At 62.9% G+C, this 12,428-nt stretch carries 11 protein-coding genes and 2 pseudogenes; 1 reads left to right on the top strand and 12 read right to left on the bottom strand.

Features of this window, described 5'->3' with window-relative positions; translation table 11 throughout:
• Positions 1 to 145: 145 nt before the first annotated feature.
• Positions 146 to 1,333: an MFS transporter gene (locus HU750_RS08005; protein WP_514132418.1), complete on the bottom strand. Its 1,188-nt coding sequence runs from the start codon at positions 1,331 to 1,333 to the stop codon at positions 146 to 148.
• A gap of 183 nt (positions 1,334 to 1,516) precedes the next feature.
• Positions 1,517 to 1,882 (bottom strand): annotated as a pseudogene (locus HU750_RS08010) (aminotransferase class I/II-fold pyridoxal phosphate-dependent enzyme); the annotation flags it as partial.
• 280 nt (positions 1,883 to 2,162) lie between these two features.
• Here HU750_RS08010 and HU750_RS08015 point away from each other — a divergent pair.
• Positions 2,163 to 2,515, top strand: a pseudogene (locus HU750_RS08015) (alanine:cation symporter family protein); the annotation flags it as partial.
• A 278-nt stretch (positions 2,516 to 2,793) separates the two neighbouring features.
• On the opposite strand, the gene HU750_RS08020 reads toward HU750_RS08015, so the two are convergent.
• The 10 genes from HU750_RS08020 to HU750_RS08065 all read right to left on the bottom strand — a co-directional run bounded on the left by HU750_RS08020 (position 2,794) and on the right by HU750_RS08065 (position 12,304).
• Positions 2,794 to 3,789: an aldo/keto reductase gene (locus HU750_RS08020; protein WP_186678359.1), complete on the bottom strand. Its 996-nt coding sequence runs from the start codon at positions 3,787 to 3,789 to the stop codon at positions 2,794 to 2,796.
• Positions 3,790 to 3,905: 116 nt separating this feature from the next.
• Complete coding sequence (locus HU750_RS08025; RefSeq protein ID WP_186678364.1) at positions 3,906 to 4,757, bottom strand: LysR family transcriptional regulator; 852 nt, start codon at positions 4,755 to 4,757, stop codon at positions 3,906 to 3,908.
• A gap of 37 nt (positions 4,758 to 4,794) precedes the next feature.
• Complete coding sequence (locus HU750_RS08030; RefSeq protein WP_186678367.1) at positions 4,795 to 5,415, bottom strand: TetR/AcrR family transcriptional regulator; 621 nt, start codon at positions 5,413 to 5,415, stop codon at positions 4,795 to 4,797.
• 2 nt (positions 5,416 to 5,417) lie between these two features.
• A complete protein-coding gene (locus tag HU750_RS08035) occupies positions 5,418 to 6,242 on the bottom strand; it encodes an HpcH/HpaI aldolase/citrate lyase family protein (protein ID WP_186678370.1) in 825 nt (274 codons plus the stop codon).
• On the bottom strand, positions 6,239 to 7,081 hold the full coding sequence (locus tag HU750_RS08040; RefSeq protein ID WP_186678373.1) for an HTD2 family dehydratase: 843 nt from the start codon (positions 7,079 to 7,081) through the stop codon (positions 6,239 to 6,241). Before HU750_RS08040 ends, HU750_RS08035 begins: the two co-directional genes overlap by 4 nt.
• Positions 7,082 to 7,121: 40 nt before the next feature.
• Complete coding sequence (locus HU750_RS08045) at positions 7,122 to 8,324, bottom strand: CaiB/BaiF CoA transferase family protein (RefSeq protein ID WP_027593334.1); 1,203 nt, start codon at positions 8,322 to 8,324, stop codon at positions 7,122 to 7,124.
• A gap of 63 nt (positions 8,325 to 8,387) precedes the next feature.
• Positions 8,388 to 9,551: an acyl-CoA dehydrogenase family protein gene (locus tag HU750_RS08050; protein ID WP_186678376.1), complete on the bottom strand. Its 1,164-nt coding sequence runs from the start codon at positions 9,549 to 9,551 to the stop codon at positions 8,388 to 8,390.
• Positions 9,552 to 9,620: 69 nt separating this feature from the next.
• Positions 9,621 to 10,217, bottom strand: coding sequence for a thiamine pyrophosphate-dependent enzyme (locus tag HU750_RS08055; protein WP_027593332.1), 597 nt, complete (start codon positions 10,215 to 10,217; stop codon positions 9,621 to 9,623).
• The gene (locus tag HU750_RS08060) at positions 10,205 to 10,735 is read right to left on the bottom strand and encodes a thiamine pyrophosphate-binding protein (protein ID WP_027593331.1); all 531 of its coding nucleotides are present in this window, start codon (positions 10,733 to 10,735) and stop codon (positions 10,205 to 10,207) included. Before HU750_RS08060 ends, HU750_RS08055 begins: the two co-directional genes overlap by 13 nt.
• A 201-nt stretch (positions 10,736 to 10,936) precedes the next feature.
• The gene (locus HU750_RS08065; RefSeq protein ID WP_027593330.1) at positions 10,937 to 12,304 is read right to left on the bottom strand and encodes an MFS family transporter; all 1,368 of its coding nucleotides are present in this window, start codon (positions 12,302 to 12,304) and stop codon (positions 10,937 to 10,939) included.
• Positions 12,305 to 12,428 lie beyond the last annotated feature (124 nt).

Genomic DNA, 12,428 nt, shown 5'->3' on the forward strand with positions numbered 1-12,428 from the left:
GTTATGCGAGTGGGAGGCTGTGGGGCGGGGGTTTTGAGCGATATTACGGATGGGACAATTAATAGAAGTTTGCTGCGTTAATTAATGCAAGTTGTTCTGTTTATTAGCGGGATCGGAGGCGCGCAGCGCCCCCGAATAACCGGTTTTAATGCCCACCCTTCATACGCCGGGCAACGAAGTAAATGCCCAAGCCGACCAACGCGGTTGCAGCGCCGATATAACCCGTACTCGTCCAGCCCATGCCTGCGGTGATGGCCATGCCACCCAACCACGGCCCAAGCGCATTGGCCAGGTTGAACGCGGCGTGGTTCGAGGCTGCTGCAAGGCTGGGGGCTTCATGGGCAATGTCCATCAGGCGGATTTGCAAGGGGGCTGCCAGTGCAATCATGGTGCCCACCAGGCCGACGCCCAGCAGCAGGGTCCACAACGAATGCGCTGCGAAGGTGAAGAACAGCAGCACTGCAATCGACCAGATCAGCACCAGCCCGACGGCGCGGAACTGCAAGCGGTCGAACAACTTGCCACCGGCGATGTTGCCGACGATGCCGCCGACTCCAAAGGCCGCCAGGCCGAAGGGGATCCACTGCGGCGATACCTGGGTCACGTGCAGCATGGTGGGCGCCAGGTAGCTGAACACACAGAACATGCCGGCAAAGCCGATCGATGCAATGGCCAGCGCCATCCACACCTGGGGCAGGGCGAACGCTTTAAGTTCTTTGCGCGGGTCGCTGCGCACTTCATCGTGCGGTTGCGGCACGAAGCGCCAGACCAGGGCGATGGTGCACAGGGCGATCGCCCCGACCAACACAAAGGCAGAGCGCCAGCCGAAGTACTGGCCCAGTAAGGTGGCAACAGGGTTGCCCAGCAACATGGCCAGCGTCAGGCCCATCATCACCCGCGCCACGGCGCCTGCCCGTTGGTTGTTGGCGACCATGCTCGATGCCACCACCGCAGCGATGCCGAAGTAGGCGCCATGGGGCAGGCCGCTGATGAAGCGGAAAGCGACCAGGCCGCCGAACGAGGGGGCGAACGCCGTGGCCAGGTTGCCAAGGGCATACAGCGCCATCAACAGCAGCAACATGTGCTTGCGCAGCAGCTTGGCCCCCAAAATCGCCAGGGTCGGGGCACCGACCATCACGCCCAGCGCATAGGCACTGATGGCGTGGCCCACCTGGGGCTCGCTCAGCTGCAGGTTGCTGGCGATGTCCGGCATCAACCCCATAATGGCGAATTCGCCGGTACCAATGGCAAAGCTGCCTAGCGCCATGGAGGCTTCCATCTTGGCGACAGTGCTTTTCGGCAGGGCTAGCGGTGGTGCTTCATGGACAGACATTTGAATCCCTTTTGAAACATGCTGAAACGTTCAACGCGGGATCATAGACAATCTCTGGCCAAAACGTCGAGGCCGCAGGCGCACCCCTTCGGTGTAGGAGCAGCCTTGTGCTGCGAAGAGGCCAGTGCAAGCAACGAAGACTGATGGTGTTTTCACCGGCCTCTTCGCAGCACAAGGCTGCTCCTACCTGGCCGCGCGACAGAAGCGCCCGATCGCATCACATGCTGCCATCAGCGACGCATCGTCCAGCGCGTAGGCAATGCGCAGGTAAGGCCCGAGCCCGAAGGCACTGCCATGCACCACGGCGACATCGGCTTCGTCGAGCAGGGCCAGCGCGACATCCTCGTCAGTGGCCAGGTAACGACCACCCGCGGAGGTCTTGCCGATCAGCCCGGCGCAATTGGCAAAGGCATAGAATGCCCCGGCCGGTTGCTCGCAGTGCAGCCCTGGGATCCCATCAATCGCCTTCACCATCAGGTCACGGCGGCGCTGAAACACGTCCCGGCTTTGATGGATGAACGCTTTCGGGCCTACCAGCGCAGCAACCGCTCAGGCGTCAGCTTGAAACCGCTGCTGGCCTCACACGTGACGATCGCGCTGCGGGCGCCACACAGTTGTACCATCTCCGGGTAGCTGACCCAGTAGGGCGCTGGTCAGGTTCAGGCGCTGGACGCCGCCGTCGGTGTCCTGCTCGCTCATCGGTGGTGCTCCGTATTGATCGCGTCAAATTGGTTGTCATGCATCACGACGGCCACCGAGCGGTCAGCGCGCACGGCATCCACCATGCCGGCCTGGCGGCAATCACCTAGTCGTTTTCATCCACTGCTAGGCGTTCAGTGTGTTTTTCGACACGTTCGTCATCTGTACCTGCACGGCGTTGCTGATTTTGCTATCGGGCTTCTACACGCCTGGTTTCGGAGGGGATGGCCTGGTGCTGACCCAGGATGCCCTGGCGGCGGTGGCTTGCTGGCCCTGGTCAACCTGGTAGCACTGGCGTTGTTGGGCAAGGTGGTGCTGCGCCTGATTGACGATTATGACCAGCAGCGCAAGGCCGGGGTGCAGATACCGGTATTTGATGCTAGCCAGTTCCGCGATCTAGACCTGGACCCACGCGCCTGGCCGGAGGGCGATCAGGTTGCGGCTGAGGGGGGGAGCGAGACGCGCATGCCTCAAGCTCTTTAGCGCCTGCGAGATCGAGCGCCGCCCGCGCGGCGCTTCGCAGCACAAGGCTGCTCCCACATCTGTTTCGGGCCAGTGAGGCCTGTGATGTTTGCGCGCGACCGCCTTGTGGGTTTGACGCAATATTGCGCCATGCACCAAGACGGTCGCGTGCGTTTGCCCCAGGAATAATTGGCCCGAAACAAACGTAGGAGCGAGCGTTGCTCGCGATGCGCCGCGCGGGCGGCGCTCGATGTCCGCAGCCCCACAAAACGCCAGCCTTGCACCACGGCCTACAACCCCTACTTAAACCCGGTAACCGCATGCGGCACATACGGTGCTTCCAACCGCGCAACCTCTTCATCAGACATCTGCAGCCCCAATGCCGCAATGGCATCGTCAAGATGCCCAGGCTTCGATGCGCCAATAATCGGCGCCGACACGGCGCGGTGCCTGAGCACCCAGGCCAAGGCAACCTGAGCCATGGGTAAGCCACGCTCGCTGGCAATCTGCTCGACCACATCGATCACTCGGCCATCCTCGACTTCTGTCCCTGCATAAAACGACTTGCCAGAAACATCGCTGAGCGTGCGCGCGGTTTCCTGGCCCTTGGGCCGGGTCAGCCGGCCACGGGCCAGCGGGCTCCAGGGCATCAGCCCGACGCCCTGGTCCTGGCACAAGGGGATCATCTCCCGCTCTTCCTCCCGGTACAGCAGGTTGAGGTAGTTCTGCATCGACACGAACCGGCTCCAGCCATTGGCCGCTGCGACGTGCTGGGCTTTGGCGAACTGCCAGGCATACATTGAAGACGCACCGATATAGCGTGCCTTGCCGGCCTTGACCACGTCGTGCAGGGCTTCCATGGTTTCTTCGATCGGCGTGTGATAATCCCAGCGGTGAACCTGGTAGAGGTCGACGTAATCCACGCCCAGGCGGGTCAGGCTGGCGTCGATGCTGCTGAGGATCGCCTTGCGTGACAGGCCTTGCTCGTTCGGCTTGCTTGCGCCTTGCCACATGTTCGCCGGGTAGAAGACCTTGGTCGCGATGACGGTGTCTTCACGGCGGGTGAATTCCTTCAGCAATTGGCCCAGGATCACTTCCGATGTACCCGCCGAGTAGCTATTGGCTGTGTCGAAGAAGTTGATGCCTTGCTCTACCGCGTGGCGAATGATCGGGCGGCTCTGTTGCACATCCAGGGTCCAGGGATGGGTACCGGCATCTGGGTCACCGAACGTCATGCACCCCAGGCACAGTCGGGAGATGTCCAGGCCGGTGTTGCCGAGTTTGACGTACTGCATCTGTGAATCCTCTTGGTCAGCATTGCCCAGCGTGTGTAGCCGAGCGATGGAACAAGGTTAGCGGCGCGACGTAAGCGTGCAAATTCCCAGGATGTGCAGGTGATATCTGCAAAAATTCACAAGCGCAGCAGGGGTTTGACCTGCTCGAGCAGAAAATCCGTTACGGCTTTGATGCGGGGGGTGTTGCGCACGTCCTCGTGCACGGCCAGCCAAATTTCGATGCTCATCGACCTGGCGTCCTCGCAGGCTTGCTTGAGCCCGTACTCTTCGGCCATGAAGCCGGGCAGGCAGGCTACCCCCACGCCACCGGCCGCAGCCTGGGCCTGGATGCGCAGGTCGTTGCTGTGCAGGGCGAAAGGGCGACCTGCGGCCTGCTCAAGCAGCCAGCGCTGCTGTGGGGATTTCGCCTGAGAGTCGTCGTAGCCGATGTACAGGTGCGGTTCGCGTCGGCGCACGTAGGCCGCCGATGCGTACAGCCTGTATTCGAGATGCCCGAGCAGGCTGGCCACCAGGGTTGGCTCGGTGGGCCTGGCCAAGGTGATTGCCACGTCCGCCTCGCGGCGGGCCAGCGACGCGCGCGACTTGCTGCCGACCAAGGTGAGTTGCAAGGCAGGGTAACGTTTGTACAGCTCGCCCAGCCTACGCGCCACCATGCTGCCCAACAGCGCGGGCGGGGCGGCAATCACGACTTCGCCTGCAACGGCCTGTTGGTCGGCACTGGCAAAATGCTCCAGCGCAAACGAGGATGCCAGCATCTGCTCGGCAAACTCGCCAACGCGCACGCCCTGTTCGGTCAGGGCGTAAGCCCGTGGGCGGCGGTCCACCAGCTTCAACTGCAGCGAGGCTTCCAGCGAACTGATCCGCCGCGCCACGGTGGCGTGGTCAACCCCCAAGCGCTTGGCAGCGGCCGACAGCGAGCCGGCGCTGATAAATGCAGAAAAATGACGCAGGTCTTCCCAATCGAACATGACAGGCCTCTGGTGTGAGGCCCGATGATACGCGGTTTCAGGTGGCTCCCGTCAGCCGGGCGGTGCGTGCCGGCCGTTTTGCAGGCGGGCATGCCGACAGCAGCGCATGGCTCATCTGTATTACCCAGGCCTCGATTTTCGCGTCATCCACCGGCATTGGCCGACGGCGCATACCTTCGGCGGTGTCTATCAGGGCCAGAATCGCCTCGGCTGCGCTGGCGATATCCCCCACCGTGAAACGCCCCTGTTGCTGGCCGTGTTCGATGATCTGGCACAAAGGCGCGCGTGAACGATTGAGCGCCTGCTCCAGCCACCCACGTTGGCCAGGCTCGACATGGCGTGATTCGTGGCGCAGCAACAACGCCTCAAAGGGATGCGATGCCTGGCGCGCGAGTTGAAACCGCAGGTAGCCGCGCAGGTCGCGGGTGTAGGGCCCTCGGCGCCAGGCTTCGAGGCGCTGGGCGAGAATGTCCAGCAATACATCGAGCAGCAGGTCCTGTTTGCTCGCAACGTGGTGGTAAAGGCTGCCCGGCTGCAGGCCAGCCCGGGCCGCGAGCTGGCGCATGCTCATGGCGCCATAGCCGACTTCTGCCATCAAGCCCTGTGCCACAGTGAGCAGAGGGCTGGGGCACTGTTGCACGTGACGGGCGTCGGGCATGGCTATTCACCCTTGCCTGCGGCGTGCACAAGGGCACGGGCGCGCAGGATCACCGGCGCATCCACCATCTGCCCATCCAGGGTGAACACGCCGGCACCGCCTTCGGCCGCAGCCAACACGCGGTGCGCCCATTCCAACTCATCGGGCGAAGGTTGCAGGGCGCGATGAATCACGCTGACCTGGCTGGGGTGAATGCACAAGGCCCCGCCAAAGCCCATGTCGCGAGCGAACTGGACGTGCCGCTGCAGGCCAGCGACGTCCTGAATGTCCGGGTGCACGCCATCGAGCGGCGGCGCAAGGCCGGCAGCGCGGCTGTGCAGCAAGACGGCATAGCGCGCCTGCCCGAGCACCTGTTCGGCGGCTTCGCTGGCCGTGCGCAGGTTCAGGTCCAGGCCCAGATCAAGGCTGCCAAAGGACAAGCGTTCGACGCCCTCACAGGCCGCCAGCAAGGGCAGGCCGACCAGCCCACGTGCGCTCTCGATAATTGGCCAGACCGGCTTGCCGGTAGCACGCGCACGCTGCACCTGCTCGACCGTTTCGGCCTTGGGCAGCAGGATGCCACTGACACCGGCGTGACGCTGGCACAGCGCAAGGTCAGCCGCGTGCGCCCAATGCTGCGGGGCGTTGACCCGTACCAGCACGCAGGCCTCGGGCTGCTCGGCCAGAAATGCCTGCAGGTTGTCCCGCGCCTGCGCCTTCGCCGCTTCTTCAACGGCATCTTCCAAATCCACAATCACCCGATCAGCGCCGCTGGCCAGCGCCTTGGCGATACGTTCCGGGCGGCTGGCGGGGACGAACAGGGCAGAGCGCACGATGGCCTGGCTCATTGGCTGGCCTCCAGGCTGAATTCGACTTCTGCGGTTTGCGCCATGCCCGCTTCGGCGGTTGCCCAAAGCTGCGCCTTACCGCGCTCGAGCAGGCGCCCACCCACCTCGAAAGTGGTCGGCGAAATCAACGGGCGTAAGCCGCGGAAGCTGAATCGGCGTATCTGGGCGGCGGGGTTGGCACGGGCAAAGGCGCGCAGATTGAGCGTGGCAATCAAGGGCCCGTGCACCACTAGCCCCGGGTAGCCTTCGGTGTCAGTGACATAGGGCCAGTCATAGTGGATGCGATGGCCATTGAAGGTGACGGCCGAGTAGCGGAACAACAGGGTTGCGTCGGGCGTCACGGTCTCCTGCCAAGCGCCGGCGGGTGCCGGCTCGGTACCGCCAAGCTTGGGTGGGGTGGGCTCGCGGTAGACGATGTCCTGTTCTTCAATCAGCGCTTCATGGCCATCCTGGACATACACGTGCCTGACGGTGACAAACAGCAGCGACCCGGTGCGGCCGTGTTTTTCTTCGACGTTGAGAATCGTCGAGTGGCGTGCTACCTGCGCTTCCACCTGTAAAGGGCTGATGAAGGTCAGGCGGCTGCCGGCCCACATCCGGTTGCGGTTGTCTGCTGGCGGCAAGAAACCGCCGCGCGCGGGGTGGCCATCGGCGCCTAGCCCGGTGGCCTCGACGGGGTCCTGGAAGAACGCCCAGTGCCAGAGCAGGGGCAGCGGTTCTCCCGCCGAGGGTGCGGGCTCGCTGAGGGTCGCCGCGAGGCGCTTGACCAGGTTGTGGGTGATGCGATCGTGGCTGGTTTCGCTACGGCCAATCCAGCGGCTGAGGTCGTGTGTTGTCATTGTCGTGGTCCTCGATCATTCAACGCTGTGCCTGCAGGGGTCAGATGACCCCATCGCGGCGCAGTTCCTGTATACGTTCGGCAGACAGCCCAAGCTGGGCGAGGATGCATTCGCTGTGCTCCCCCAAGGCTGGTACTGGGTCCATGCGTGGGCGGTAGGCATTGCTGCTGGCCGGGGGCAGCAGGCTGGGTATGCTGCCGTTTGCCGTGGCTACCTGGCGCCAACGGTCGCGGGCTTGTAACTGCGGGTGCTGCCACACCCCCTGCATGTCGTTGACCCGTGCGTTGGCAATGCTGGCGCTATCAAGGCGCGCAACCACCGTGTCCAAGTCCAGGGCGGCGAACGCCTCGATGATCAGTGCACGCAAAGCCTCACGGTTGGCCACCCGCAGGTAGTTGGCAGAGAACCGCGCATCGTCGGCCAGCGCGGGTTGCAGCAGCACCTGTTCACAGAACAGGCGCCATTCGCGCTCGTTCTGCAAACCGAGCATCACGGTATTGCCATCGCCGGTGGGGAAGGGGCCGTACGGGTAGATGGTCGCGTGCGCCGCGCCGGCGCGGGGCGGCGGGGTCGCGCCTTCGTAGGCGTAGTACAGCGGGTAGTTCATCCACTCCACCAGGCTTTCCAGCATCGACACCTCCACATGGCTGCCTTCGCCGGTGCGGCCACGCAGCAGCAGGGCCGACAACACGCCGGTGTAGGCGTACATGCCGGCCGCGATGTCGGCAATCGAGTTGCCCGCCTTGGCCATCTGCTCGTCACCCGGGCCGCCGGTCACCGATAAAAAGCCGCCTTCGCTCTGAATCAGCAAGTCGTAGGCCTTTTTCTGTTCAAAAGGGCCGCCCGCGCCGTAGCCCGAAATGTCGCAGACGATCAGCGTGGGGAACCGCGCATGCAGCGCCTCGAACGACAGCCCCAGGCGCGCAGCGGCGCCCGGCGCCAGGTTTTGCACCAACACGTCGGCCTGCTCCAGAAGCTGGTCGAGAATGTCGCCGGCGATGTCCTGCTTGAGGTCCAGAGCGAGGCTTTCTTTCGAGCGGTTGGTCCAGACGAAGTGCGAAGCCAGGCCGTTGACCCGTTGATCGTAGCCCCGCGCAAAGTCACCGACCCCCGGCCGTTCGACCTTGATCACGCGGGCGCCAAGGTCCGCCAGTTGACGGGTGCAGAAGGGCGCAGCAATGGCATGTTCGAGGCTGATGACGGTGATGCCGTCTAGCGGGCGGATTGCCGTAGGCTGGCTCATGATGGTTATCTCTCTTGTCATGGCAGGGCCCCTTGGCGCCTTGGCGACCAGGGGCGGCATCGGTCAGAACGAGCGTGGCAATTCCAGCAGGTGCTCGGCGACGTACGACAGGATCAGGTTGGTCGAGATCGGGGCCACCTGGTACAGGCGCGTCTCACGGAACTTGCGCTCGACGTCATATTCGTTGGCAAAGCCGAAACCGCCGTGGGTTTGCAGGCAGGCGTTGGCGGCTTCCCAACTGGCCTTCGCCGCCAGGTACTTGGCCATGTTGGCCGCGGCGCCGGCGTTCTTGCCGCTGTCGTATTCGGCACAGGCACGCCAGCGCATCAGGTCGGCTGCTTCGATCTCGATGTGCGCCTCGGCGATCGGGAACTGCACGCCCTGGTTCTGCCCAATCGGGCGGCCGAACACCACGCGGTCGCGGGCGTACTGGCTGGACTTTTCGATGAACCAGCGGCCATCGCCGATGCACTCGGCGGCGATCAGCGTGCGCTCGGCGTTGAGGCCGTCGAGGATGTAGCGGAAGCCTTTGCCTTCTTCGCCAATCAGGCTGCTGGCAGGGATTTCCAGGTTGTCGAAGAACAGCTCGTTGGTCTCATGGTTGACCATGTTGGCGATGGGCTGCACGGTCAGGCCGTTGCCGATGGCTTCGCGCAGGTCGACGAGGAAAATCGACATGCCTTCGGATTTTTTCTTCACCTCTGCCAGCGGTGTGGTACGGGCCAGCAGGATCATCAGGTCGGAGTGCTGGACGCGCGAAATCCAGACCTTCTGGCCGTTGATGACGTACTTGTCGCCCTTGCGCACGGCCGTGGTCTTGATCTTGGTGGTGTCGGTGCCGGTGATAGGCTCGGTGACACCCATCGACTGCAGGCGCAGTTCGCCACTGGCGAGTTTTGGCAGGTAATAGCCTTTTTGTTCTTCGCTGCCGTTACGCAGCAGCGTGAACATGTTGTACATCTGGCCGTGAATGGTGCCGGAGTTACCGCCGCAACGGTTGACTTCCTCAAGAATCACCGAGGCCTCGGCCAGGCCCAGGCCGGAGCCACCGTACTCTTCCGGAATCATCGCAGAAAGCCAGCCCGCATCGGTCATGGCCTTGACGAAGGCCTCCGGAAAGCCCTTTTCTTCGTCGATCTTGCGCCAGTATTCGGCAGGGAAATCACCACACAGGGCCCGCACGCCCTCGCGGATGGCGTTGAGTTCTTCGTTGTCGTAGTCGCTCATTATTGTTCTCCAGGCGGCGCAGGCTGGCAGCCTTGTCGTGGCTCGGCTGCCAACCTGCGCCTGACACGGTCAAAGAGGCTGGAAGCCCAGGGCAGCGCGGAAGCGGTTCTTGATGTAGTGGCCGTCACGCGGCGGCAGCACGCGGGGTGGGTTCTCGGCCTTGATCTTGACGGTAGCCAGCTTCACACCTTCGCGGCTGGCGAAGCGTTCGCGCAGGTCATGCACGCCTTCCATGTCGCGAATCTCGCGGGTCCAGCTGAAGCCGCAGGTTTGGGCAACCTGGTCGAGCTTGATGCCGAAACCGGCGTGGCTGACCTGCATGCCGGTCTCGCCGAAGTGGCCGTTGTCCAGCACCACAATGGTCAAATTGGCAGGCTTCTGCAGGGCGACAGTCGCCAGGGCGCCGAAGCCCATCAGCAGCTCGCCATCACCGGTGACGACCACCACCGACTTGTCGGGTTGCGCGTTGGCCAGGCCCAGGCCTACGGTGATGGCGCTGCCCATGGCCGCCCAGAGGTAATAGTTGCCATCGTGGTCACCGGCAGCCATGACGTCGTAAGACGCCGAGCCCAGGCCGGTCACGACCAGTACATCCTGGCGATCAGCGAGCAGGGTACGCACCACCTCACGGCGGCACAGCGTGTGGTTGGCGCTTACTTGACCCATTTCTTTTCTCCGATCAGGCGCTGGCCGAGCAGCAAGGCAGTGGCGGAATCACCATTGAAGGCCATGGTGGCGGCGCCATGCAGCAGTGGCGCAACGTCTTCTGGCACATCGGCACGCCAGGTCATGACCTTCATCAGTTGCAGCGAGGCCTCGGTGGCCTGGCCCATGGGGTTTTGCCAAGCGTTGAACTCGGCCCAGTCACCGCGCATGGTCACCACCATCAGCAGGGGGAAACCCGCGCAGTTCTGCAGGGCCAGCGTGTTGATGCAGTTACCGACGCCGCTGGACTGCATCAACAGTGCACCGCGTTCACCGCCCAGCCAGGCGCCGGCCAGATAACCAATGCCTTCTTCTTCGGTGGTGAGAACGACGGCCTTGATATCAGGGTCCTGGTACGACATGCGGATAGCGGCCGAATGACCGGCATCCGGAACGAACACGACATGCTTGACGTCGTGGGCCTTGAGGACGCGGAAAACGTCTTCTTGCCAGCTTTGTTCAGCTTCTTGCGATGACATGGTTGTCTCCAGTGCTGCTCTTGTTTTGCCTCATCATGCAGGCAACGCGGGGTACCGACGACTACCGTTTTTCTCTTTGAGATATGCCGTCATGGCATAGCTCGCGAAGTGGCCGGCCAGGCAAAACGAAGCGGCCCTGGTGGCTTCCTCGGGGAAGCCATCAGGGCCGCGCGGGTCAATAAAGTGGCAATGTTGGCGAGGTCAGGCCTTGGCGGTCTGCACCTTGCTGGCCGGCATACCAGTATTCTCCTCGACCCTGCCATCGCCACTGATGTACCCATGCCGCGTCAGGTTGGGCATCAGCATCGATGCGATAAAGGTCACGCACAGGACGGCGGCCACGTAGAAAAAGAAGTAGTCCTCGGCCCCCTCGGCCCTGAACGACAGCGCGACATATTCAGCTGTCCCGCCAAACGCCGCGTTACCGATGGCATACGGGAACCCGACCCCCAGCGCACGCACTGCAGGGGGGAACAATTCGGCTTTGACGATGCCCGCGATCGGGGTGTAGAGCGAGGCGATGACCAGCCCGCCGAAGACCAGCGCAAAGGCCATGAAGGGGTTGTGGGTATGCTTGATGGCGAACAGCAGCGGGATTACCAGCAGCACGCCCAGGCTCGAGAACATCAGCATGTGCGTCCTGATCCCGAGCCGGTCTGCCATCAGGCCGAACAGCGGCTGGCAAAGCATGAAGCCGATCAGCGCCGAGGTCATGATGAAACTCACCGTGGCCGCGTCGAAGCCTGCCGATATCACCAAAAACTTCTGCATGTAGGTGGTGAAGGTATAGAAGTACAGCGACCCACCGATGGTAAAGGCGATCACCAGCCCGACGGCACGCTTGTGCTTGAACATGCCGCGCAACGACCCGGCACCCTCGCGGTGCATGTCTTTTTTCGAGGCGGTTTCGTGCATCGAGCGGCGCAGGTACACGACAACCACCGCGCTGATGGCGCCAATGAAAAACGGAATCCGCCAGCCCCATTCACGCAACTGCTCATCGCTGAGCGTCTGCTGCAGGATGACCACGGTGAACAGGGCCAGCAATTGCCCGGCGATGATCGTGAAGTACTGGAACGAGCCATAGAAGCAACGCCGGCCTGGTGTCGCGATTTCGCTGATGTAGGTTGCGCCGGTGCCGTATTCGGCACCCACCGAGAGCCCCTGTATCAGCCGTGCAACGACTAGCATGATCGGTGCGGCGATACCCACCGTTTCATAGGTCGGCATCACCGCGATCAGCAGCGACCCGGCGCACATCATGAACACCGAGATAATCATCGACACCTTGCGCCCACGGGTGTCGGCCAGCCAGCCGAAAATCCACCCACCCAGGGGCCGCATGAAGAAACCGACGGCGAACACACCCGCGGTGGCCAGCAACTGCGTGGTGGTATCGCCTTTGGGGAAGAACGACGCCGCGAAGTAGATTGCCGTATAGGCGTAGATGAAAAAGTCATACCACTCGACCAGGTTGCCGGAGCAGGCCCCCATGATCGCTCTGACACGATTGGGTTGGCGGGCGGGGGCATCTTCAACGAGGGTGGTGCTGGAGCGGGGAGTTGGCATGGTAGTCAGCCTCTGGTCTTATTCTTGTAGCGGGCGTCCGATCGGTGATCGACCCTGTTTTCACGCTACTCCAGAGTGGGCCCGTCAATAAGGGGACTAGCTGACTAACTGATATGCTGAAATT

This window comes from Pseudomonas sp. SWRI50 (genome assembly GCF_014269095.1).
GTDB classification, from domain to species: Bacteria; Pseudomonadota; Gammaproteobacteria; order Pseudomonadales; family Pseudomonadaceae; genus Aquipseudomonas; species Aquipseudomonas kermanshahensis.

Coding starts and splice junctions, on each gene's coding strand:
- HU750_RS08060 (WP_027593331.1), bottom strand. CDS start 10,735: ATGTCATCGCAAGAAGCTGAACAAAGCTGGCAAGAAGACGTTTTCCGC.
- HU750_RS08035 (WP_186678370.1), bottom strand. CDS start 6,242: ATGAGCCAGGCCATCGTGCGCTCTGCCCTGTTCGTCCCCGCCAGCCGC.
- HU750_RS08020 (WP_186678359.1), bottom strand. CDS start 3,789: ATGCAGTACGTCAAACTCGGCAACACCGGCCTGGACATCTCCCGACTG.
- HU750_RS08055 (WP_027593332.1), bottom strand. CDS start 10,217: ATGGGTCAAGTAAGCGCCAACCACACGCTGTGCCGCCGTGAGGTGGTG.
- HU750_RS08030 (WP_186678367.1), bottom strand. CDS start 5,415: ATGCCCGACGCCCGTCACGTGCAACAGTGCCCCAGCCCTCTGCTCACT.
- HU750_RS08040 (WP_186678373.1), bottom strand. CDS start 7,081: ATGACAACACACGACCTCAGCCGCTGGATTGGCCGTAGCGAAACCAGC.
- HU750_RS08025 (WP_186678364.1), bottom strand. CDS start 4,757: ATGTTCGATTGGGAAGACCTGCGTCATTTTTCTGCATTTATCAGCGCC.
- HU750_RS08065 (WP_027593330.1), bottom strand. CDS start 12,304: ATGCCAACTCCCCGCTCCAGCACCACCCTCGTTGAAGATGCCCCCGCC.
- HU750_RS08050 (WP_186678376.1), bottom strand. CDS start 9,551: ATGAGCGACTACGACAACGAAGAACTCAACGCCATCCGCGAGGGCGTG.
- HU750_RS08045 (WP_027593334.1), bottom strand. CDS start 8,324: ATGAGCCAGCCTACGGCAATCCGCCCGCTAGACGGCATCACCGTCATC.
- HU750_RS08005 (WP_514132418.1), bottom strand. CDS start 1,333: ATGTCTGTCCATGAAGCACCACCGCTAGCCCTGCCGAAAAGCACTGTC.